Below are 20,395 nucleotides of genomic sequence, written 5' to 3' on the forward strand. Positions count from 1 at the left end.
GAACTACTACTATTGGAAAACAACCCACCAAATGAACTTATTCTAACAAACCGCCGTATGCGGAACCGCATGTACGGTGGTGTGAGAGGACAGTGAGGGAAATAATCCCTCACTTCCTACTCGATTTCTGCTTATTAGACATTGAGGTTAACCTATTAAATACACTACACGATTAATGATTTTCCACGACATCCTGCCAGGGCAGCATGCATGCATTTTCTAACGTGAATTATTTAATTGGCGAAAGGAGATCCGACTATGACCCCAGGTGGATATAAGAATTTAAACAGATAAAATAGTTCGTTGGGATAATTGGTCACCTTGTGTAACCAATGTTAATATTTTTCGCGATCAGAATAGTGGTTCTTATTGATTTATAACTGCAATATCCACCAACTAATCGAGTGTAACAATACCCCGGCGGGGTGATTTTAGCACCTTTACACCTGTACAAAAATGGAGTATTGCAATAGTTCCTGCACATTGCGGCAGCGTAGTTTCTGCATAATATTTTTGCGGTGAGTTTTTACGGTATCTATGGAGATGTAAAGGGCTTTTGCGATAGCGGGATTCGTGCATCCGCGTACTATCTGCTGAAAGACTTCCTTTTCCCGTGCCGAGAGGCGGATGAACTGCTCTGCATGACCCATTTTAAAGATAGAGCTTTTGAGGAGCCGGTTGAGCAGGAAGATGTATTCATTCAATGCCTCGCTGTTAATTTCCAGGCTGATTTCCGACTTGCCGTCCATCAGGCTTTTGACTTTGATGGTAGGCGGCAGCACCGGCTGCAACTGTGTTTTCTTCTCCAGCCATGGCAGCGCCTCTTCCCTGTGCCTGAAAAAACGGGGTGCGAGATTGGTGGTGCTTTCTTCAAACAAACTGGCCAGCGACAGCAGGTGCAACATGTTGTCGCCGATGACAATGGCCACTTTCCCGTCGAACCCGGCATTTACCGCTGTGGCGTTGAGGAAGGAGTCCGTCCAGGCTTGCAGGTCCGCAGGAATATCGAAACTACAATTCTCATTATACCAGAGGGTATGTTTGGGCTTAATTTTCCAGTAGAGTGCATGAAAATCTTTGATACCGGTGATATATTCTTCTGCGGTTTCACAGGTATTCCAGGAGGTACAAATGACCTTGCTTTTTTCGTATAGGTTGACCGAGATAATCCCAGTGGTAGCAATATGCTCCATAGACAGTTGCTGTAGGTTGAAAATAGATAGTTCGATAGTCAGTAAATAGAATAGTTCAGGGACAGTAACTCACTCAATTTAACTTTTTTATATCATATTTCATTTATCTTGTCAAAAAACCACGATAAGATGACATACACCCCTCATCCGGCGAGATACCAGGAGATGACCTACCAGCGCTGCGGGAATAGCGGACTACTTTTACCGGCGATATCCCTGGGGCTTTGGCACAACTTCGGCTCTGTTGACAATTTTGATAACGGGCGTGCAATCATCCGACATGCGTTTGACAGTGGCATTACGCATTTCGACCTGGCCAACAACTACGGACCTGTTCCCGGCAGTGCTGAGGAAAACTTCGGACGTATCCTCAAAAAGGATTTTGGGGGCCATTTAAGGGATGAAATTGTGATTTCCACCAAGGCAGGCTATACGATGTGGCCCGGGCCATATGGGGACCATGGCAGCCGTAAATACCTTATTTCTAGTCTGGACCAGAGCTTACAGCGTATGCAGCTGGACTATGTTGATATTTTTTACTCTCACCGGCCTGATCCGGAAACACCCATTGCCGAAACAATGGGGGCACTCCATAGCATGGTGCAGCAGGGTAAGGCGTTGTATGTAGGACTTTCCAACTACACTGCTGCCCAAACGGCTGTGGCTGTAAAAGTGCTCCGGGAGCTCGGTACACCGTGTTTAATTCACCAGCCTAAGTACAGCATGTTTGTTCGTTGGGTGGAAGAAGGCCTGCTGGATGTGCTGCAAGCTAATGGGGTGGGCTGTATTCCATTCTCTCCCCTCGCACAGGGGGTATTGACCAACAAGTACCTGCAGGGCATTCCTGACGGCAGCAGGGCCAGCAAAGGGGGCTTTTTGAAAGCGCAGGATATTACGCCGGAGAAGCTGGAGAAAATTACCCGGTTAAATGACCTCGCCGTGAAGCGTGGACAAACACTGGCGCAGATGGCGCTTGCCTGGGTGCTGAAAGATCCAAGGGTTACAACCGTGTTGATCGGCGCCAGTTCTACAGCGCAGCTGGATGATAATCTGGTGGCGTTGCGGAACAGGGAGTTTTCGCATGAAGAGTTGGAAGGTATTGAAGCTATTTTAAAATGACGCTTATAGGCGAACTATGCCCTCTTAGCTAACTTAACAGAAAAGGCTGAACCAAAGCACGGTACAGCCTTTTCTGTTGGGCGACCTTCGATCAGCCAATTGAAAAGAGATTAACGCGGTGTGCGTTTAGCCCGTACATACTGAATAGGCCATGGCATATCGTGGTAACCTAAAGCCGCAGCTGCGTGCATAGGAAAATATGGATCGCGGAGCAGTTCCCTCGCCATCAGCACCAGGTCCGCCTTCCCATCGGCGATAATGGCATTGGCTTCTTCCGGGGTGGTGATGAGTCCTACTGCCCCTGTAGCAATACCTGCTTCCTTGCGGATTTTATCCGCGAAAGGTACCTGGTAAAGTGGCCCAACCGGAATTTTCTGGTGGTGTGCGAGTCCGCCGGTGCTGGTGTCTATGAGATCTACTCCTTTGTCTTTCAGGATGCGTGCCAGTGCCACAGACTCCTCTTCATTCCAGCCACCTTCGGCCCAGTCAGTAGCAGAGATACGTACCAATAGCGGGAACTGTGCCGGCAACACTGCTCTGATAGCGTCAGTCACTTCCAGGAGCAGGCGTATCCTGTTTTCGAATGCGCCGCCATATTCATCTGTGCGGTCGTTGCTGAGTGGGGAGAGGAAATTATGCAGCAGGTAACCGTGGGCGCCATGAATTTCGATGACCTCAAAACCTGCGCGGATGGCTCTTTCCGTAGCAGTGGCAAAATCTGCGATTACTTTTTTAATCCCCTCTTTGGTGAGTGCTTCCGGTAACGGATATACGTCGTTGAAAGGAATGGCGCTTGGTGCTACCGGCGTCCATCCGCCTTTATCCAGCGGCACTTCCTTATGTCCTTCCCAGGGGCGGTAGGTGCTGGCTTTACGGCCGGCGTGGCCCAGCTGTATGCCGGCCACCGCTCCCTGCGATTTTATAAACTGCGTGATACGCAGCAGCATGGGCAGGTGCTCTTCCTTCCAGATGCCGAGGTCCTGTGGGGAAATGCGGCCTTCCGCTGATACGGCGACCGCCTCCGTGAGTACAAGTCCTGCCCCTCCTACGGCCCTGCTGCCGAGGTGTACTAAATGCCAGTCGTTTGCGAAGCCATCTTCAGCGGAGTACTCGCACATGGGAGAAACGGCAATGCGGTTTTTCAGTGTAACAGCGCGCAACTGAAGCGGTTGAAAAAGATGAATCATGGATGTAAGGATTTGTCTGATTGTGTTAAATAAAAGTACATGATGGTAAGTTAAGACCCAAAGCAACAAAACGTTAACACCCAACACCTTAAATTGGTTGGATGACCTTTGTAACGGCAAAACGTGTAATTTTTCTTACAGGCGACCCCAATACTGTGGAATTCTGTTATCAGTTGACCAGTAAGCGGCATTAATCAGTCCATGCTTATAAACGACCGGGATACAGCGGGGTTACAGGCGGAAGCGCTTGATTTATCAGGCTTTTTACTGCCGAAGCAGCGCTTCAGCCGGCACCATAAGTACCCGATAAACCGGCAGACGGCACAGAAAATGCATTATGGTTATCAGAACCAAACATATCACTATGAAAAGTATAGTTTATTCGGTAGCCGTGGCCTCCATTTTATTACTAAGCAGCTGTGAGCTGATAGGGGGTATTTTCAAAGCCGGGGTATGGACGGGCATCATTGCAGTGGCAGTAGTATTAGGCCTCATTATATGGCTGATTTCCAAAGGGATGAACCGGGATTAGCTGTATTTACAAAATAATGATAGAAGCCGGAGCTTTTTAAATGCTCCGGCTTCTGTTTTATACCACGGTAACACTGAAACTCCATTTCAGGTTAACGACGGCTGTATAATAAAACCAGGATTGGGTATAACTATCATCGCATGCGGTGGTTTGGGGGGCCTGGGTGGGGTTGGCGGTCGCCTGGGTGGTACACAAGCCGCTACGATAGACAAAACAGCCATGGTCATGATAAAGACTAACTTTTTCATATAAAGCCAATTTGATTCCCTAATGGTTATGCAAAAGTGATTCCACCTTATCTTCCAAAGCTGTTTTTAGCTTAAAAAAACGGAAAAAACATATACATTTCTCCTGCTGTAGTTGCCGAACTTTACGGCAAAGTGATGCCACACAAACATTCTCTATATGGACAGTTGCCGGACGCCGGCCCCAATATCTATGATCATGACAAGATTACTATTTCTATTGCTATTTTCCTTCGTGTATACGGTGGCGTTAGGCCAAAATACTTTTTATGTAAATGGGAATGTCCCTAAAAGCGGCGATGGAAAATCCTGGGCCGGCGCTTATAAAACCTTAAAGGAAGCGATGGTGCAGGCCAATAAGGGGACACAAACCAGTGTTTATCTGGCACAGGGCACCTACCGGTCCGACACAAACATTCAGGGCAATACTGATCCTCATTATTACATATTTACGTTTAATAAATCCGTGAGTTTATACGGAGGCTTTCCTCCTACGGGAAATCCGGGAATGGCCGATCGAAATCCATCCTTATACCCAACTATATTATCGGCGGATGTCAACAATACTCCTGCCGAGCTTACGGACAATGCATTGGGCCTGTTGGTTTTCCTTGGCAATAACAAGGATACCATCGATGGACTAACGATCTCAGATGTAATGCCATTTAATAATTCATTTTATTTACCGGTTTCTGTGAATGCTGGAGGGGATTTAACGATGAACAATGTGATAATTCGTAACAACCGGACAGGCGCACTTTCTGTTAATGAGGGTAAACTCAAAGCCACCAATCTGACTGTGATTGACAATACCGGATTTATTGGCCTGCTCGATTTCAACAGAAGTGAGATCACCGTTTCCAATTCATTAATAGCACGAAACAATACTAATGTACTGCTAAGTTGCAGCAACAATGGTTTTAACACTATCGGAACGTACAGCTATAGTAATATCACGATGGCAGATAATATTGCATCGGTAGGCGTTTATAGTTTAAACCTGATTAACAGAACGGTGAATTGTATTTTTTATAACAACACGACTTCCAACTCCCGCCCGATGAGCGAATGGATGGGCACAAACAGTAATTCTGTGTTCAGCAATTGTATTACTCAGTATACTGCGAGCGATCCCGCGAAAAAAATTCTTAAGGCAGATCCACATTTCAGGAATGCTGCCGCTGGCGATTATTCTTTATTGGGCGGGTCGCCTGCCATAGATCAGGGAAGCAGTGCCGAGTATGCTCCGGGACTGGTGTCGCCCTCCATCACTACTATTCGGAAGGACCTGGCAGGAAATGAACGGTTTATCGGTAATGCGGTGGACATAGGTGCCTATGAAGTTCAGGGTGCGCCTGTTACCGGCACCTGGGTATTAAAAGATCCGGTGCTTACCCGGAACCAGGTGGTTACCTATCAGCTCCTTTTCGACAATGATGTGCTGATGTTGGTGCCATCCAATTTTAAGGTGCAGAACGGAGGTATTGCAGGTATTACGAAAATTAACAGCCGGCAGTTTGAAGTAGCCATAACAGCGGCTACCGTGGATAGTGTGCGTATTACGATGGAAAATAACGACAGTACCTTCAGTAGTTTCGGCGGGCTGCCTAATGTCAGTATGGCTTGTTTGCCAGATTATATTGCACCCGTGGTTAACACCAACGACACTACGTTATTTGCCGACATTCATAATGCGCCGGTGGCTATTACTCCGGCATTTTACACCATAAGCGATAATCATACGGCAACGGCTGCACTGGAAATACAGATGACCCCTGCTACTGTTTCCTGGCCGGGGCAGGATATTACAGTGTCGGCGAAAGATGAGGCCGGGAACCTTACCGAAAAACAGTTCCGGGTTACTTTGAAAGCGCTCGAAGCGGACGCCGTTCAAACGGTACTGCCGACCCTGCATGTTGCATATGGGACAGGTATTCCTGCCGGTGCGCTGCCATCTTCCTTAACTATTCAGACAACAGACGGGCAGGTAGCTGATTTTCCGGTGACCTGGGATGTGAGTAGTTTTAATAGCAGTCAGGCAGGCGCCTATCAGTTGCCGGGCAAGTTTACGTTACCGGCCTGGGTGAATGTACCAGCAGGTTTGTTGCCGGTTATAACTTGTATTGTAGAGAAGAGAAGGGATAGCAGCATAACCGCGCCAGCGTCACTGCATGTTCCTTTCGGCACTAAGTTCGCAGGATTGGCATTGCCGCCGGTGGCTGTGTTGTATACAGACGGTGCTGTGATAAATGTACCCGTACAATGGAGTTCCGGCAGCTATGATGGCAATATGCCCGGAACCTATACCCTATCCGGTGTATTGCAACCGGATGTAAACAGTATCCTGAGCGATTCGTCAATACGTATAACCGTTACCGTTAATAAGGGACAGCAGGTATTGACCGTTACCCCGGTGGCGGATAAACTGATTGGCGACGCAGTATTTAGCTTACAAGGCAGTTCCTCGGCGGGGCTTCCTGTTAGCTGGGCTTCCGACAATCCACAAGTGATCGCACTTTCCGGCAATACGGCCACCGTTGGCCAGCCGGGCACGGCGGTGATCACCGTTACGCAAACGGGCAATCCCCAATATGAAGCAGCCATGCCGGTAACAATGCGTATAACGGTACTGGATATACCAACCCCGGTGATTACTGCCAGGGGCAATACGAGCTTTTGCGCAGGAGATAAAGCGACGCTGGCCACCACATCTCCCGGAAAATATCAATGGTACCTGGATGGCCAAACTATTAAAGAAGCCACCGGCAATACGCTGGAAGTTAGTAAGAGCGGGCAGTACAGCTTACAAACAACGCACCCGAACGGCTATACGAACAGCAGTAATACCATTAGTATTACCGTATATGCCTTACCGGTGATTGCGATACAGCCTGTTGAAGCGCCAGTCAGCAAAGGCTTTACGGTGCAACTACAAGCCAATGGCGGCGTAAGCTATCAATGGACGCCGGCGGACGGGTTAAACAGCACTACAGTTTCAGATCCGATAGCGCGTCCTGCTGTTACCACCACGTACACGGTAACCGGTTACAGTACTTATGGCTGTGCAGCACAAGCCCAGGTGACCATCACGGTGAAGGAAGACGACCTCGTACAACCTGCGAATATCCTCACCCCTAACGGCGACGGCATCAACGACCGCTGGGTGGTCCGCAACCTCGACATGTACCCGGATAATGAACTGAAAATCTTTGACCGCAGCGGGCGTATGGTGTACCAGCAGTCGCACTACGCCAACACCTGGACGGGGGCCTCACTGGCGGAAGGCACCTACTATTACGTGCTGACATTTGGTCCACGACATAAGGTGGTAAAGGGTTTCATTACGATTCTCCGATAGCGTATAAAAAATATGGTATATAATTTTGTAAGATTCAAAAAATTGCTACTTTTGCATCCCTTGACACCGGAGTTCGGGACGTAGCGCAGCCCGGTAGCGCACTAGCATGGGGTGCTAGGGGTCGCAAGTTCGAATCTTGTCGTCCCGACCATTTTCAACTTCATCTTTCAAGACTCGCTCCGGTAGCAGGTCTTGAAAGTTCGAAGATTTCTCTTCCTATGTGTACTTTCTTATCATTCAAAGTTCAGCAAAGTATATATAGTTCGAATTCTGTCGTTATCCAAAGCTTTTGCTACCTCTTAAGATACTCTCCTAAAATGAACCCTTCAGATCGTTGAATTTGAAGGGTTGCTTGAAGAATCAGTTTTTCCCGTCCAAATAGCTGCTACCTTGATTACTTGGGAATCAGTCATTGCGTTAACTTGAATCCTCGTCTTTACTCCATGAATCATTACCATAGAAGCTCTACCAGTCTCAATAAAATATTTAAACTCATTGCCGTCTGCCAAATGTATGATGCCAAAAGTGAAAGAATCTTTTTTGTAGCCTTTAAAATCCCCATACGCTTTAACTGAAGCACCATTTAAATTACTCGATAGTAATATTCCTTTTTCCTTCGTTATCAACTTTTGAGTAGTCAAAACACTGAAATTATTTTTATCTATCACAGTAGAGCAAATCACTAGTTCCGTGGACGAAAAGCCGATTTCTATTTCTGGGTATGCATTTTTGAAAGCAGTGTGTTCTTCATAAAACCTTGTGCAGTTGAAGTCGTATGGTTTTATTGTACTTCTTTTGATTGACGCAATACTAATGTTGTGGATAGATTTGTCCGATTTTTTCATATTAAAATGAGCTAAAATACTGTAATACTTGCAAATACTATCCTAGAGTAAGGAGATAAAATTTCGAAATTGTGGTTTTTCACATAAAAAGATTCGGGGCTTTGTGCGCTAAAACGAATAACTTCTATAGTGTTCGTTTTCAAAAAGTAAATTTCGCAAATCTCCTTAAATCATGGATGAATAAGTTCGAAAATTGTACAGGCAGGGCGACTAAAAAGCTATGTATTGATCTGTATTTCAAATTATTAAAAGGATATCATCTTATTTCAACTGATATCAACGGCTTTGCTTCTACTTATTTTTTGGCTTCTATTCCCGGAACTCCATACTCTTCATCCGTGACAGCATTGAGCCAGGTAGTCGGCCCATTCTGTCTACTAGTAATAGCAATCTGGGATTCTCAGTTAAGCACTATTCAGCAACGTTTAAAGCAGGCTACAGATGCCCGTGCGCAGGAAGCATTAAGATAGGTTACTGGTTTTAGTACCAATATTTCTGTTTAGAAGATGGGACCGCCAGCAGCAGTTGGTGATTCACTAAATTTGTACCGTGAATAATAAAAAGTGAGCCCAATAGATGATATAATAAATTTCAATACTATAAAAAATACAACACTTTTAATAATCAGGAAACGCTTCGTCGGTGAACGAGGGAGTTCAGCCGCGCATGATACCCGCAGTTTTCCTGGCAATGGGGGAATAGCTTACAAAATTAGCCAATAATGGACTGTACCTTTTTTTCTAAGTAAACACATCTACCTCAATTGCTTCGATAAATACTACCTGCTAAATCGGTGGATATTAGAATTTATAGGTTGATTCTTTTGATACAAAATCATATATTCACATAGGCTCATTATCATTTGAATTGTTAGCTACGCCCTCTGAACCTATAATCTAATCGCCAGCTGTTTATAAAATTCAAGATTATTCAAGTCAACACTTATCATTTCATACCCAACCCTCATTTTTCCATTCAACCATGATTTTTTATGAAACAAAACTACCCTAACAAGCTTGCTGCCGCAGTCATAGCGGCAGTCTTTGGCATGCTTCTGTTCGACGCATCACTTGCCAAAGCACAGACCTACGCCAATTCACAAAGTACTGCCGTCACTGGTATTTGCCTGTTATGTGGCGTCACCAACCCTGGTAATGCCGTCGATAGCAATCTGACCAATTACTCCGAGTTCCAGATTACTGCTGCCCTGTTGGGAGTGACTGTTTCTCAGGACCTTATTTTTTCCGATCTCAGCAACGCCGGGTGCGATTCACTTATCATTCGTATCGGCAGCGGTAATGCCACTCTTTCAGTAGCACTTTTCGGTGCCGTCACCGTTCAAACTTACAACGGCACTACAGGCAACAACGACGCTCAGACTGTAAGTTCTCCTATCCTAAGGCTTCTTCAAAACAATACCATCGCCGAAATCACGCTCAAACCTTCCCAGGCATTTGACAGGGTGCGATTAACCGTTAACAGCAGTCTGTTGGGATTGCTGAACAATTTCCGCATATATTACGCCCTGAAAAAATCCGTAGCACCAACAGCACCCACCGTTTCCCCTTCGGCAGCAACCATCTGTGCGGGCAGCAGCATCACTTATACGGCTTCTTCCAGCACAGGCAGTAACTTTAGCTGGTATGATGCATCCGTCGGCGGAAACCTGCTGTCGGCCAACAGCACCTATTCGATCAGCCCCTTAGCAACAGATACAGTTTTTGTACAGGTGCAATCTGGCGGCTGCGCCAGCCTTAGAACTCCAGTAGTTACCTCCGTGACTCCGCTTCCTGATAGCTTTACCCTAAGTTCTCCTGCAACTGTCTGCAAGGACAGCTCAGCCATAATTACGGTGAACAACCCACAGGCTGGTGTCAATTATAACTGGTACACAGTCCCTGCAGGTGGCAGCTCGATTTATACCGGGAACGCCTATACTCCCCCCCCGGTAGACAGTATCCAGACTTTCTATGTGGAAGCTGTCAATAGCTCCACCGGTTGCATCCAAGGTAGGGTTGCTGTAACGGTCAGGGATACACTCTGCAAAATTTCGCATTGCGGAACCTTCCCTTCTGACTATTTTAACTGGTATCCTTTCAATGGCAATGGTAATGATAGTTCAGCTAACCATATAAATGGTACACAACTAGGCAATGTTTCTTTTGCTCTTGATTCCATTTGTGATCAGGCTGCTACTTTCAACAATGGTGGATTCCTGATGCTTCAGGGAACTTCAGCCATTGCCGCCCTTCCAACGTCCAAAATGTCTGTTGCTTTCTGGATTCATATTGATCCCACTGCAGAACCCTTTACAATACTGAACGGGGGATATGTAACTCCAGTTGGGGTGCCATATGGCTGGCAAATAGAGTATGACGGCTATGGTATTACGCTAGGTGGAACAATTGACAGCACTAATGCTATAGCCGGAACACCGGTATCTACCGGTAGATGGCACCATCTCGTTCTAACTTACGATAGTACTAATATCTCCGCCTATTTAGATGGTAATCTCCAGCATAGTGTCGCTGCTTCTGGTACCTGGACTTATTTCGATTATCGCGCAGCACTATATGCTATTGGGCTTGAAGACAGTCTTGGTCGCGGTTCTTTTACAGCTAACGGTGTAAAACTGGAAGATCTGCTGGTCTATAAACGGGCGCTTTCAGCTTCGGAGGTCACCGGTATCTACGACTCTTACTCCTTTGAACATAATCCGGCGGCTCCATTTGCAGCTACTTCTATCATGAACAAGGGCACCGACCTTAGTCTCCCTACCACCAACCTCAAGCTATTCCCCAATCCTACCACCGGTCGGATATCCCTACCGGCTAACTTCGGATGGCAAAACGCCCGGGTACTTGTCAGGGATTTCCAGGGCAGGGTCGTTAAAAATGAAAAATTAGAACGTGATAATTTTACCATAAATGCCCCTAACGGCCTTTACCTGGTAACAATCTATACTGGTAAAAATCAGGTCTACCAGAGCAAGGTAATCCTGGCAAAATAGTTGGTAAACAACGTAACTATCAGAAGGGTGTCTCAATTTTTGAGCACCCTTCTTTTCTAATGGGATATTAGCAGTTTATTTTTGACGGAGGTAAAATAGAGCGGGTAGCTTCCTCCTAAGCGCTGGTTTCAAGCTTATACCCCTTGCCACGTACAACAACGATTTTGATCCCAGGCTCAGGTTCCAGTTTTTTTCTAAGCTTTGAGATGAACATATCCAGGCTACGACCTACAATAACACCTTCATCTTCCCATATCTCCTTCTGCAACCGGCTCCGTGCTATGGTCTCGTTTGGCGACAAGGCGAAAACATGCAGTACACGCGTTTCAGTAGCCGTTAAATCTATCGTCAGTTCATTTATCATCAGCTTTCGGCCCTCCACATCGAAGGATATCGCTCCTAAAGCGTACACCCCGGTTTGCTGACTGTCAGGTGGAACCTTTCGCGATCTAACAGACCTCAAAAAAATAAATCCAACGAATGCCAAAACGGACAGGCTACCCAGCAGAGATACCTTCTTAATTACATTAAAATCCGCCGGCTTGAACTTGATATCGACCATATAACATGCTGTAGGTTGCCTTCTCCCCCCACATGTCAGAATATCATCCTTTTTACTTGCAGAAATAGCAAATTCATAGGCCACAGTGGCGTTGCCACAGTTTAGCACGTTCACAACATAATCACCTGTGAGGGGATCTTTTGCTAGCAAACGCTGTGTAATGCTAACCAATGAGTCGGGTCGAAAGTGAAAAGCATTCTCAAAACTGATCCGGTATTCATTCTCTCCGATTAATTTTACAGGAAGCACTCTTGAGGTACTGTCACCCGACTGCAAAAGCAGTTCATGACCAATCTTGCGCAGTAAAACTTCTCTTCTCGCGATGTCAAAGTCATCGCTTCCTATCATATTGAACGCCAGACATATTATGGATATAAAGGACAATAATATCAATCCGAACTGGTACTTGTGTTTCCCGGAAAGGAGATTTCGGCTATCCATTTACAATTTATTTACAAAGGTTACATTATTATTTACAGTCCAGATTTCCGGGCTGAAAAACAGGATTTTAACTTCGTTGAAATCAATTTTCTAAGCTATGAAAGATAAAAAAAACGCCTTAAACGGATCTGAATTATCAGGAGATAAATCTAAGCTAATTAAACCGACCAGCAACAGGACAAAATTTATCTATGCCCTGATCTTACCGTTGGTGATCGCAAGCGGACTAGTATTTGCCAACCGCGATACATCCAAAAAACCAACTCCCAAACGCCCTACAGCTGCTGAAATGAAAGCCGAACGGGAAAAATGGGAGGCTACCCCTGCAGGAGTAAAGTACAAAAAATGGGAAGCTTCTCCCGAAGGTATAAAAGTGCTTGCCGGGGCCACTAAAATAATGAGATCCGTCAACACTTTTACTGACATGGAGGCTGTTGTCACCTCACTTTCTCTCCCACCAGGCTCACGACTAGGTTTCGGGATTATGGTCAGGATTAACGGTGACGACTATATTCTTAGTTTCGGCCAGGAAAAGGCTGACAAGAATTTTTTGAGCTTTAGGAGTGAATTTGACGCTTTGCACAGCCTGCAAGTTAATGACAGGATAACCATAAGAAGCCGTAGCGTATCACATGCGCCTAAATATGCCTATCCAATTGTTTCGGGCGACTATGTAAGCCGCGATGGTAAGATAATTTATGAACGTGCATTTAATAAAGATGGATGCTGAATGGAGGATCGAAACCTGAAGGAAAATCAGGCGCTTGCCATCATGGTATACCATAGCGTCGCCGCAGCTTTCAAGCAATGATTTGTTATAAAGCCCGCAGATAAATCTCTGCGGGCTTTATTAATTTTAACTAACATCGGTTTTGAAGAGAGATATAAATGGCAAAGTGGGAGCCCATCCGAAATTTTGGTAGTAAATTCAGTAATATATATACAAAACACCCTTAGAATAATATTAAGTTGTAGTCGCAAGTTCGCACTGTAGCTAATCATTTCTAAAATAAACTGCTGATAATGAACCAATCCAAATCAACCACAAGCAGACGTTCATTCTTAAAGTCCACCTTATTAGCCGGAGGTGGTCTGATGATCAGTTTCAGCTGGCTTTCCAAGGCAGGGTTGGCCGGAGCGCTTTCGGAGCATACACTGCCAGCCGAATGGCATGGGTTGACAGGCTATATAAAGATCACTCCTGATAACATAATAAAGATCCTGAATCCCAATCCGGAATTTGGCCAGAATGTGATGACATCCCTTCCCATGATCGTGGCGGAAGAGCTGGAAGCCGACTGGAAAAAGATCATAGTAGAAATGGGACCGCATGATAATATAAAGCTGGGGCCTCAGTTTACGGGGGGGAGTAATTCAGTACGAATGTACTGGAAGCCACTGCGTGAGGCTGGCGCCGCAGCCCGGCAGATGTTGTTACAGGCGGCAGCCCAAACCTGGGGAGTACCCATCACTGAACTCTCGGCTAAAGACGGCCTGATTACCCATACTACAAGCGGCCGAAGTGCTACATACGGCAGCCTCGCATCAAAAGCAGCCACATTGCCTGTACCCACGGAGGTAAAACTTAAAGAAGCGAAGGATTTTCAGATTGTCCGCCATTCTCAGAAAAATGTGGAAGGGGAAAAGGTAGTTTCCGGCAAACCACTCTTTGGCCTGGATTACAGGCAGGAAGGAATGTTGTATGCAATGATCCAACATCCGCCGGCATTTGGCATGAAGCTGCAATCCTTTGACGCTGCTGCTGCTTTACAAATGCCCGGGATCACTGATGTATTTAAACTGCAGCTATACGCTGAAGATTTTGAGCAGGGAGGCTTTGATACCCGCACGTTTAACGATTTGTTGGTAGTGGTGGGCAAAACCACCTGGGAAGTGATGAATGCCCGCAAGAAGCTGGTGGTGCAATGGGCGGCAGCCGGCGATAGTAAAGACTTCATCGCCGGAAGGAATGGTAAACGGGAAGTGATCGTTCCTGGTGCGCTGGAAAGTACAACCACGCAGTTAGCTGACATGAGGGAATATGCCAGGAAGCCTTCTCAGGAACTAAGAAAAGATGGTGATCCCGAAACTGCTTTCAAAAATGCGGCACAAGTCATTGAACGTACCTATACAGCACCATTCCTGGCTCATAACTGTATGGAGCCAATGAATTTCTTTGCACATGTAACCAGTGAAAAAGCCTTACTCGCTGGCCCTTTACAAGCACCGGGCTGGATTGAACCTACCCTCTCTAAATTATTGAATTTACCTCCGGAGAAGATTGAGATCCAGATGACACGCATGGGAGGAGGGTTTGGCCGGAGAGCTTACGGGCATTACCTTTCAGAAGCAGCGCTGATTTCAAAAAGAATAAATGCCCCTGTTCACCTGGTCTATTCCCGCGAAGATGATATGACCTATGGCATTTACCGGCCTATGTATACTGCTACCTACCGCGCTGCACTTGATGCTAACAAAAACCTGATAGGATTTCATGTTAAGGGAGGCGGAATTCCCGAACATGCGGTTCACGCCAACAGGTTCCCGGCAGGAGCTATAGATAACTACCTGGCAGAAGGCTGGTCCATCCCATCCAATATAACAATTGGGGCATTCCGGGCTCCAAGATCAAATTTCATTGCGGCAGCAGAACAGTCATTTTTAGATGAACTGGCAGCAGCTATGGGAAAAGATCCAATCGATCTGAGACTGGAATTACTGAAAAAGGCCAAAGACAACCCTGTAGGCAAAAACAACGAATATGACGCTGACAGATATGCCGGCATTCTTAAACTGGTGAAAGATAAATCAGGATGGGGTAAGCCGGAAAATAAGAAATACAGCAGGGGTGTTGCTGCTTACTTCTGTCATAATTCCTATGCAGCGCATGTGGTGGATATTGTAATGAAAAATGGTTTCCCTTATGTAGAGAGGGTATTCAGCGCCATAGATTGTGGGATTGTTATTAATCCTGATGCCGCTACCAACATGGTAGAAGGCGCTGTTATAGATGGAATTGGAAACGCATTTTTTGGCAGACTAAGTCATAAAGGAGGCGCACCAGTCCAAAATAATTTCAACAACTACCGGATCATCAGGCATAGCGAAGCCCCACAGAAGATCGAAGTGCATTTTATTCAAAATGACATCGACCCTACCGGATTAGGAGAACCTCCCTTCCCTCCTGTTTTTGGGGCGGTTGCCAATGCACTGTTCAAAGCTACCAACAAGAGGTATTATGACCAGCCATTTTATGAGCAAATACCTAAGCCTGGCAATACGCTGAATATCAAACAAAAATTAGGCTAACCCTTCATTAATTATCTTTCTGCCATGATCAAATTAAACATAAATAATAAAGACTATGAGCTGGACATTGATCCAAACATGCCACTGCTATGGGCATTGAGGGATGTCATCGGGCTGGTGGGAACAAAATACGGCTGTGGTGTAGCACAGTGCGGAGCCTGTGTAGTTCATCTTAATGGCGAGGCGGTAAGATCCTGTGTTACAAAAGTAAGCAGGGCTGCCGGACAGTCAGTTGTAACCATTGAAGGGCTATCACCCAACCACGATCATCCTTTACAGCAGGCATGGCTGGAACTGGATGTTTCACAATGCGGATATTGTCAGGCTGGTCAGATTATGTCAGCCGCAGTTTTGCTAAAGGAGAATAAAAATCCCACCGACAGGGATATAGAACTTGCTATGGAAGGAAATATTTGTCGCTGTGGCACCTACCTTCGCATACGTAAGGCCATACACCTGGCAGCTGCCATTCAAAATAAGGACTAACCGTGAAACCAAAACTGATGGGAAAAGCACCTGTAAGAAAGTTGGCCTTCCAACATCCAAAGTTCCTTATCATTGCCGCGCTGGCTGGCTTGGTGATAGGGTTGACAGCTAATGGTCTAAATTATGACAAACAAATAAGAAAGACAGCAACAAATCGCCCTGACAGCATCGCATCCGTAGCTGCATTTGGCAAGGTGTACAAGGTATTGAAGAGTCCAAGGTGTATGAATTGTCACCCTGCCGGAAACATCCCATTACAGGGCGATGATAGTCACCTCCATACGATGTCACCTATTCGGGGAAAAGACGGCAAAGGTGTATATGCTATGAAGTGTGCCAACTGTCACCAGGCTACTAATTCGCCAGGTGTAGGTACGCCACCAGGCAATCCTAATTGGGCGTTACCTCCTGAAGACATGAAAATGGTTTTCCAGGGAAAATCGGCCAGGGAACTTGCTTTACAAATAATGGACTATAAGAGGAACGGGCATAAAAACAAAGCACAATTGATCGCACATGCCCGCGACACCCTGGTTAAAGCTGGTTGGAATATGGGAGATGGCCGTAAACCACCCCCAATAGCATATAAGGAGTTTGTAGCTGCGTGGGATGAATGGATTAACAAAGGTGGATATGCTCCTGGCAAATAATAACAGACCGGGTAAAAAATAATTTAGGGAGAGCAATTAACTAAAAAGAGTACAATATGGGAAAGGAACATGTTTTCAGAACAATTGACGATTACAATTCGTTCAATAATCATGAAACAATGCATCCGCTGGTGAGTGTAATAGACTTTTCCAAAGCGAATGAAAGGACGGGATCAAAAATGTATTTCGAGCTGTATTGCATTTTCCTAAAAGAGGTAAAATGTGGAGATCTTAAATATGGCCGGGAATATTATGACTACCAGGCAGGCACCTTGGTGTTTATTTCACCAGGGCAGATTATCGATGTTGAAAATAAGGTTGATTATTATCAACCCGCTGGTCATGGCCTGGCATTCCATCCTGATATGTTATTAGGTACCAATCTTGGCAAACAAATAGCCGAACATAACTATTTTAGTTATCAAACCAATGAAGCCCTGCACCTATCTCCCAACGAGCGTGAAATGGTATTGGATCTTTTCTCAAAAATAGCAACAGAAATACGACAACCTGTAGATAAGCATAGCAAGAAAGTAATAGCCGCAAGCATCGAACTATTGCTGAATTATTGCGACAGGTTCTATGACCGCCAATTTATCACCAGGGAAGACGTCAATAAAGGTATCCTGGGAAAATTTGAAACATTGCTTAATGCTTATTTTTCTTCCGACAATCCTGCTTCCTTAGGCCTGCCAACTGTTGCCTACTTTGCCAGCGAGCTGCATTTATCCTCAAAATACTTTGGGGATCTTATTAAAAAAGAAACAGGTACAACTGCGCAGGAATATATTCAGAACAAAATTATTTCCATTGCCAAGCAGTCCATTTACCAAAGTGAAAAAACAATCAATGAAATAGCTTTTGAGCTTGGTTTTAAGTATCCCCAACACTTTATACGTTTATTCAAAAGCCGTGTAGGCGTGACACCTAACCAATATAAACAAATGAACTAAAATGATTTTTGGGTTATCAGGACTCATAAAATATCTATAAACTCCCTGAGTCTGGCAAGTATCTCGTCAAAATTAGGTTGCCCTTTATAATACAGTCGCATCGTTCCGATATACCGTTGCTCGAAACGATTACGTATATCGGCATCATCGAGTAAAAATGCCTGATTTACTTTTACCGGGATACTAAAATCTAAAGGCGGAAAACGGTCTTTCTTATGTGCCAGGTAGGCTTCTGTGGTAATAAATGCTGTGACTTCAGCATCCTCTAAAAGACAATACAGATCATAATACTGACGCATATAATTAGGCCGCTCCTTACCGCTAGTCATTTCCTGTCTAAATTTAGTAGCCACAGTCTGAAGTTTTTCTACGAAGGTATAACCCGGATGATAGCATTTAATTCCATATGCGCAATTATCAATCACTGCAACATTCGTGTTATCCCTGACGTAATCCAGTGCCCAGGAACTAATAGTCAGTTCACGGTTGGGAGTAACCACATCGAAACCTGCTTCCAGTAAAATCCCTTGTTTTAAACCAACCACCTGATCAAACAAACTATCATAGAAAAGGCGAATACCACCGCTTCTATATTTAGAATCATCAAAAAATTCATCTCGCTCAACTTTAACAATCCCATCGATCTTAATCTCATTTGCCAGCCAATCATAGAACATTTTCCGTGAACGGATATGCTCCTCCTTCACTTTACTGGGATCTTCCTGTACTCGCTGGTCGGCGGGAGGTTTGATATGTATATCGATATCTTCTGAAAACCTATGAATAATTTTATATCCTTTTGAAAGACTTGTCCCTCCTTTGAGTTCAAAATCAAAACCAAGTTGCTTTAAACCGTGAAGTACATGCATAATCCAGTAATCCTTTTCAACAAGAGCTGGTTCGACTTTCTCACTTTCAGAAACAATAAGGAGCAGGTCTTTAAAATCTTTGTGTTTATGCAGATAGTTTGGAGCCATGAGATAATCCAAGAACTGATTTAAGTAACTTTTGTGTTTTTACATTACCATAAAGAGAAAGTTCTCTTCTCATTTTTGCGGCATCTTTAGTTGCTACTTTTTCAAAAACATTTTCCAAAACGACTTCTTTATCCTCAGCTAAAGTATCAAGATTATTAACCAGATCAATGAGTAAAAACTCTTCGGTTAATTTCTTTGGAAAATGATGCTTTACTTTAAATATAAATAGCTTGCCACCGAGTTCAATGTCACCATGTTGCTTATGATTATATACAACTCGGGAATTATACATTTGGGTAGTGCCCACGCCCAGCATATTGTAGTTGTTTGGAGTCGTCAGCAAAAATCTTGTATCATCCAGAAATCTTTGCACCAAAAGTGCTTCATCTGGTGGGGTTTTTCCAAACGCAGAAATCTTAGGATAGTAATATAAACCTCTGTATAATTTTTCAAGAACCCCGTCATCCACAAGCTGTTTTAGTTCACGATCAATTGAGCTCGAGAACTTCTCAAGGTCTTGACGGCGGTAAACCTCACCACGTTTTAAATGCTTTGCAAGGGATCTCTTTGACATAAGAATTCAAAGATACGAAATTAAAGGATTCTGAAGGAAATTCAATTTCTATTTCATGCAGAATAAGTAAACAAACGATTGATTTTCAATAAATAATTACAATAAGAAATATAATAAAAAACTCCTCTCAACAAATCATCAACAACCTCTTCTCCCCACTTTTCTCCTTCGGCGCACGATGCACACACGGCAAAACCTGACTTCCAGGATGATCCACCCCAAGCCTCCACAAATTACCAAGCCCTAAATTTACAGTGCTTGCATCAGGGGCAGCCTGATAATGCAGGTCATAAAAATTGTCGCTCAAAAATAACTCAAAGCCATCCGCTGGCCCACCATACAGTTTAAACAACTCCTCGCGTATTTCAGGAATTAATATTTTTTGTTGGGCTTGTGAGTTGGGCAAGATATCACTGGCCTCACCATAGTAAGTGCACAAAAAAGTGGCTGTTGGTATCGGCGAACGATCTACGTGAAAAGAATAAACATCGGTAGGGAAAAACGGATGGGTATCATCCTGCTCATAGTATTTAATCACATTCAGACTGGGCAATGCACCGTAGGCTTCCAAGGCCTTCCAGTCACTCAGCAACGCTTCACGCGCCAGCTGCCCTTGCGCCGTCAACTGCAAGGCAAGCAATTCTTCCTCATCAATTTCTGTGATATTTCCATCAAGCGGTATCTTTTCTATAATCTCTGCAAAATCACCAGTCAGATTTCGTTTCCAGCAAATAGCATTTACCGCTCCATGGAATGGCGTAGCCACCAGGTCATGAAAATTATTAACGTATTGAATCTGGTGCTCAGCATGTGATAGCTCTTTCATCATAGCTGCAAGTTATGGCAGAAATTTAAAAAGCCATCATAAGTATACACCCACAACCCCCATAAATGAAATGAGGAAGCGCATATGCGCTTCCTTATCTTCGAAATATACTAAAATTCCCCCTTTTC

General features: G+C 44.8%; 17 protein-coding genes and 1 tRNA gene. 11 read left to right on the forward strand and 7 right to left on the reverse strand.

Features of this window, described 5'->3' with window-relative positions; translation table 11 throughout:
• Window positions 1–440: 440 nt before the first annotated feature.
• Window positions 441–1,193, reverse strand: coding sequence for a response regulator transcription factor (locus KW844_RS20225; protein ID WP_218378607.1), 753 nt, complete (start codon window positions 1,191–1,193; stop codon window positions 441–443).
• A gap of 129 nt (window positions 1,194–1,322) precedes the next feature.
• On the opposite strand from KW844_RS20225, the gene mgrA reads away from it, so the two are divergent.
• Window positions 1,323–2,312, forward strand: a complete 990-nt coding sequence (gene mgrA / locus KW844_RS20230) for an L-glyceraldehyde 3-phosphate reductase (protein WP_218378608.1) — start codon at window positions 1,323–1,325, stop codon at window positions 2,310–2,312.
• Between the two features lie 110 nt (window positions 2,313–2,422).
• Here the strand turns inward: mgrA and KW844_RS20235 are convergent, their stop codons facing one another.
• Entirely contained in the window at window positions 2,423–3,499 is a 1,077-nt protein-coding gene (locus KW844_RS20235; protein WP_218378609.1) for an NADH:flavin oxidoreductase/NADH oxidase, read from the reverse strand.
• A gap of 364 nt (window positions 3,500–3,863) precedes the next feature.
• Between KW844_RS20235 and KW844_RS20240 the strand changes: the two genes are divergently transcribed.
• The 3 genes from KW844_RS20240 to KW844_RS20250 all read left to right on the forward strand — a co-directional run bounded on the left by KW844_RS20240 (window position 3,864) and on the right by KW844_RS20250 (window position 7,785).
• Entirely contained in the window at window positions 3,864–4,031 is a 168-nt protein-coding gene (locus KW844_RS20240; protein ID WP_218378610.1) for a phosphatidate cytidylyltransferase, read from the forward strand.
• Between the two features lie 444 nt (window positions 4,032–4,475).
• Window positions 4,476–7,634: a gliding motility-associated C-terminal domain-containing protein gene (locus KW844_RS20245; protein ID WP_218378611.1), complete on the forward strand. Its 3,159-nt coding sequence runs from the start codon at window positions 4,476–4,478 to the stop codon at window positions 7,632–7,634.
• 74 nt (window positions 7,635–7,708) lie between these two features.
• A tRNA-Pro gene (locus KW844_RS20250) sits at window positions 7,709–7,785 on the forward strand.
• 175 nt (window positions 7,786–7,960) lie between these two features.
• On the opposite strand, the gene KW844_RS20255 is transcribed toward KW844_RS20250, so the two are convergent.
• Complete coding sequence (locus tag KW844_RS20255; protein ID WP_218378612.1) at window positions 7,961–8,479, reverse strand: hypothetical protein; 519 nt, start codon at window positions 8,477–8,479, stop codon at window positions 7,961–7,963.
• Between the two features lie 176 nt (window positions 8,480–8,655).
• On the opposite strand from KW844_RS20255, the gene KW844_RS20260 reads away from it, so the two are divergent.
• Window positions 8,656–8,949 carry a hypothetical protein gene (locus KW844_RS20260; protein ID WP_218378613.1) on the forward strand — a complete coding sequence of 98 codons (294 nt, stop codon included), beginning with the start codon at window positions 8,656–8,658 and terminating at the stop codon, window positions 8,947–8,949.
• 521 nt (window positions 8,950–9,470) lie between these two features.
• On the forward strand, window positions 9,471–11,489 hold the full coding sequence (locus KW844_RS20265; RefSeq protein ID WP_218378614.1) for a LamG-like jellyroll fold domain-containing protein: 2,019 nt from the start codon (window positions 9,471–9,473) through the stop codon (window positions 11,487–11,489).
• A 115-nt stretch (window positions 11,490–11,604) separates the two neighbouring features.
• Here the strand turns inward: KW844_RS20265 and KW844_RS20270 are convergent, their stop codons facing one another.
• Window positions 11,605–12,399, reverse strand: a complete 795-nt coding sequence (locus KW844_RS20270; protein ID WP_255578549.1) for a winged helix family transcriptional regulator — start codon at window positions 12,397–12,399, stop codon at window positions 11,605–11,607.
• Window positions 12,400–12,589: 190 nt separating this feature from the next.
• On the opposite strand from KW844_RS20270, the gene KW844_RS20275 reads away from it, so the two are divergent.
• The 5 genes from KW844_RS20275 to KW844_RS20295 all read left to right on the forward strand — a co-directional run bounded on the left by KW844_RS20275 (window position 12,590) and on the right by KW844_RS20295 (window position 17,890).
• On the forward strand, window positions 12,590–13,222 hold the full coding sequence (locus KW844_RS20275) for a hypothetical protein (RefSeq protein WP_255578550.1): 633 nt from the start codon (window positions 12,590–12,592) through the stop codon (window positions 13,220–13,222).
• Between the two features lie 293 nt (window positions 13,223–13,515).
• Window positions 13,516–15,801 carry a xanthine dehydrogenase family protein molybdopterin-binding subunit gene (locus KW844_RS20280; RefSeq protein WP_218378616.1) on the forward strand — a complete coding sequence of 762 codons (2,286 nt, stop codon included), beginning with the start codon at window positions 13,516–13,518 and terminating at the stop codon, window positions 15,799–15,801.
• A 24-nt stretch (window positions 15,802–15,825) separates the two neighbouring features.
• Window positions 15,826–16,287 (forward strand): (2Fe-2S)-binding protein, encoded by a 462-nt coding sequence (locus KW844_RS20285; protein WP_218378617.1) that lies wholly within the window; start codon window positions 15,826–15,828, stop codon window positions 16,285–16,287.
• Between the two features lie 2 nt (window positions 16,288–16,289).
• On the forward strand, window positions 16,290–16,937 hold the full coding sequence (locus KW844_RS20290; protein WP_370626507.1) for a cytochrome c: 648 nt from the start codon (window positions 16,290–16,292) through the stop codon (window positions 16,935–16,937).
• 119 nt (window positions 16,938–17,056) lie between these two features.
• The gene (locus tag KW844_RS20295; RefSeq protein WP_255578551.1) at window positions 17,057–17,890 is read left to right on the forward strand and encodes an AraC family transcriptional regulator; all 834 of its coding nucleotides are present in this window, start codon (window positions 17,057–17,059) and stop codon (window positions 17,888–17,890) included.
• A 23-nt stretch (window positions 17,891–17,913) separates the two neighbouring features.
• Here the strand turns inward: KW844_RS20295 and KW844_RS20300 are convergent, their stop codons facing one another.
• The 3 genes from KW844_RS20300 to KW844_RS20310 form a co-directional block, all read right to left on the reverse strand.
• Window positions 17,914–18,867 (reverse strand): nucleotidyl transferase AbiEii/AbiGii toxin family protein, encoded by a 954-nt coding sequence (locus KW844_RS20300; protein WP_218378619.1) that lies wholly within the window; start codon window positions 18,865–18,867, stop codon window positions 17,914–17,916.
• Window positions 18,845–19,441 (reverse strand): DUF6088 family protein, encoded by a 597-nt coding sequence (locus tag KW844_RS20305; protein ID WP_255578552.1) that lies wholly within the window; start codon window positions 19,439–19,441, stop codon window positions 18,845–18,847. Before KW844_RS20305 ends, KW844_RS20300 begins: the two co-directional genes overlap by 23 nt.
• 127 nt (window positions 19,442–19,568) lie before the next feature.
• Window positions 19,569–20,270, reverse strand: a complete 702-nt coding sequence (locus tag KW844_RS20310; protein ID WP_255578553.1) for a DUF1826 domain-containing protein — start codon at window positions 20,268–20,270, stop codon at window positions 19,569–19,571.
• Window positions 20,271–20,395: the final 125 nt, after the last annotated feature.

Source organism: Chitinophaga sp. sic0106 (assembly GCF_019219075.1).
Taxonomy (GTDB): Bacteria; Bacteroidota; Bacteroidia; order Chitinophagales; family Chitinophagaceae; genus Chitinophaga.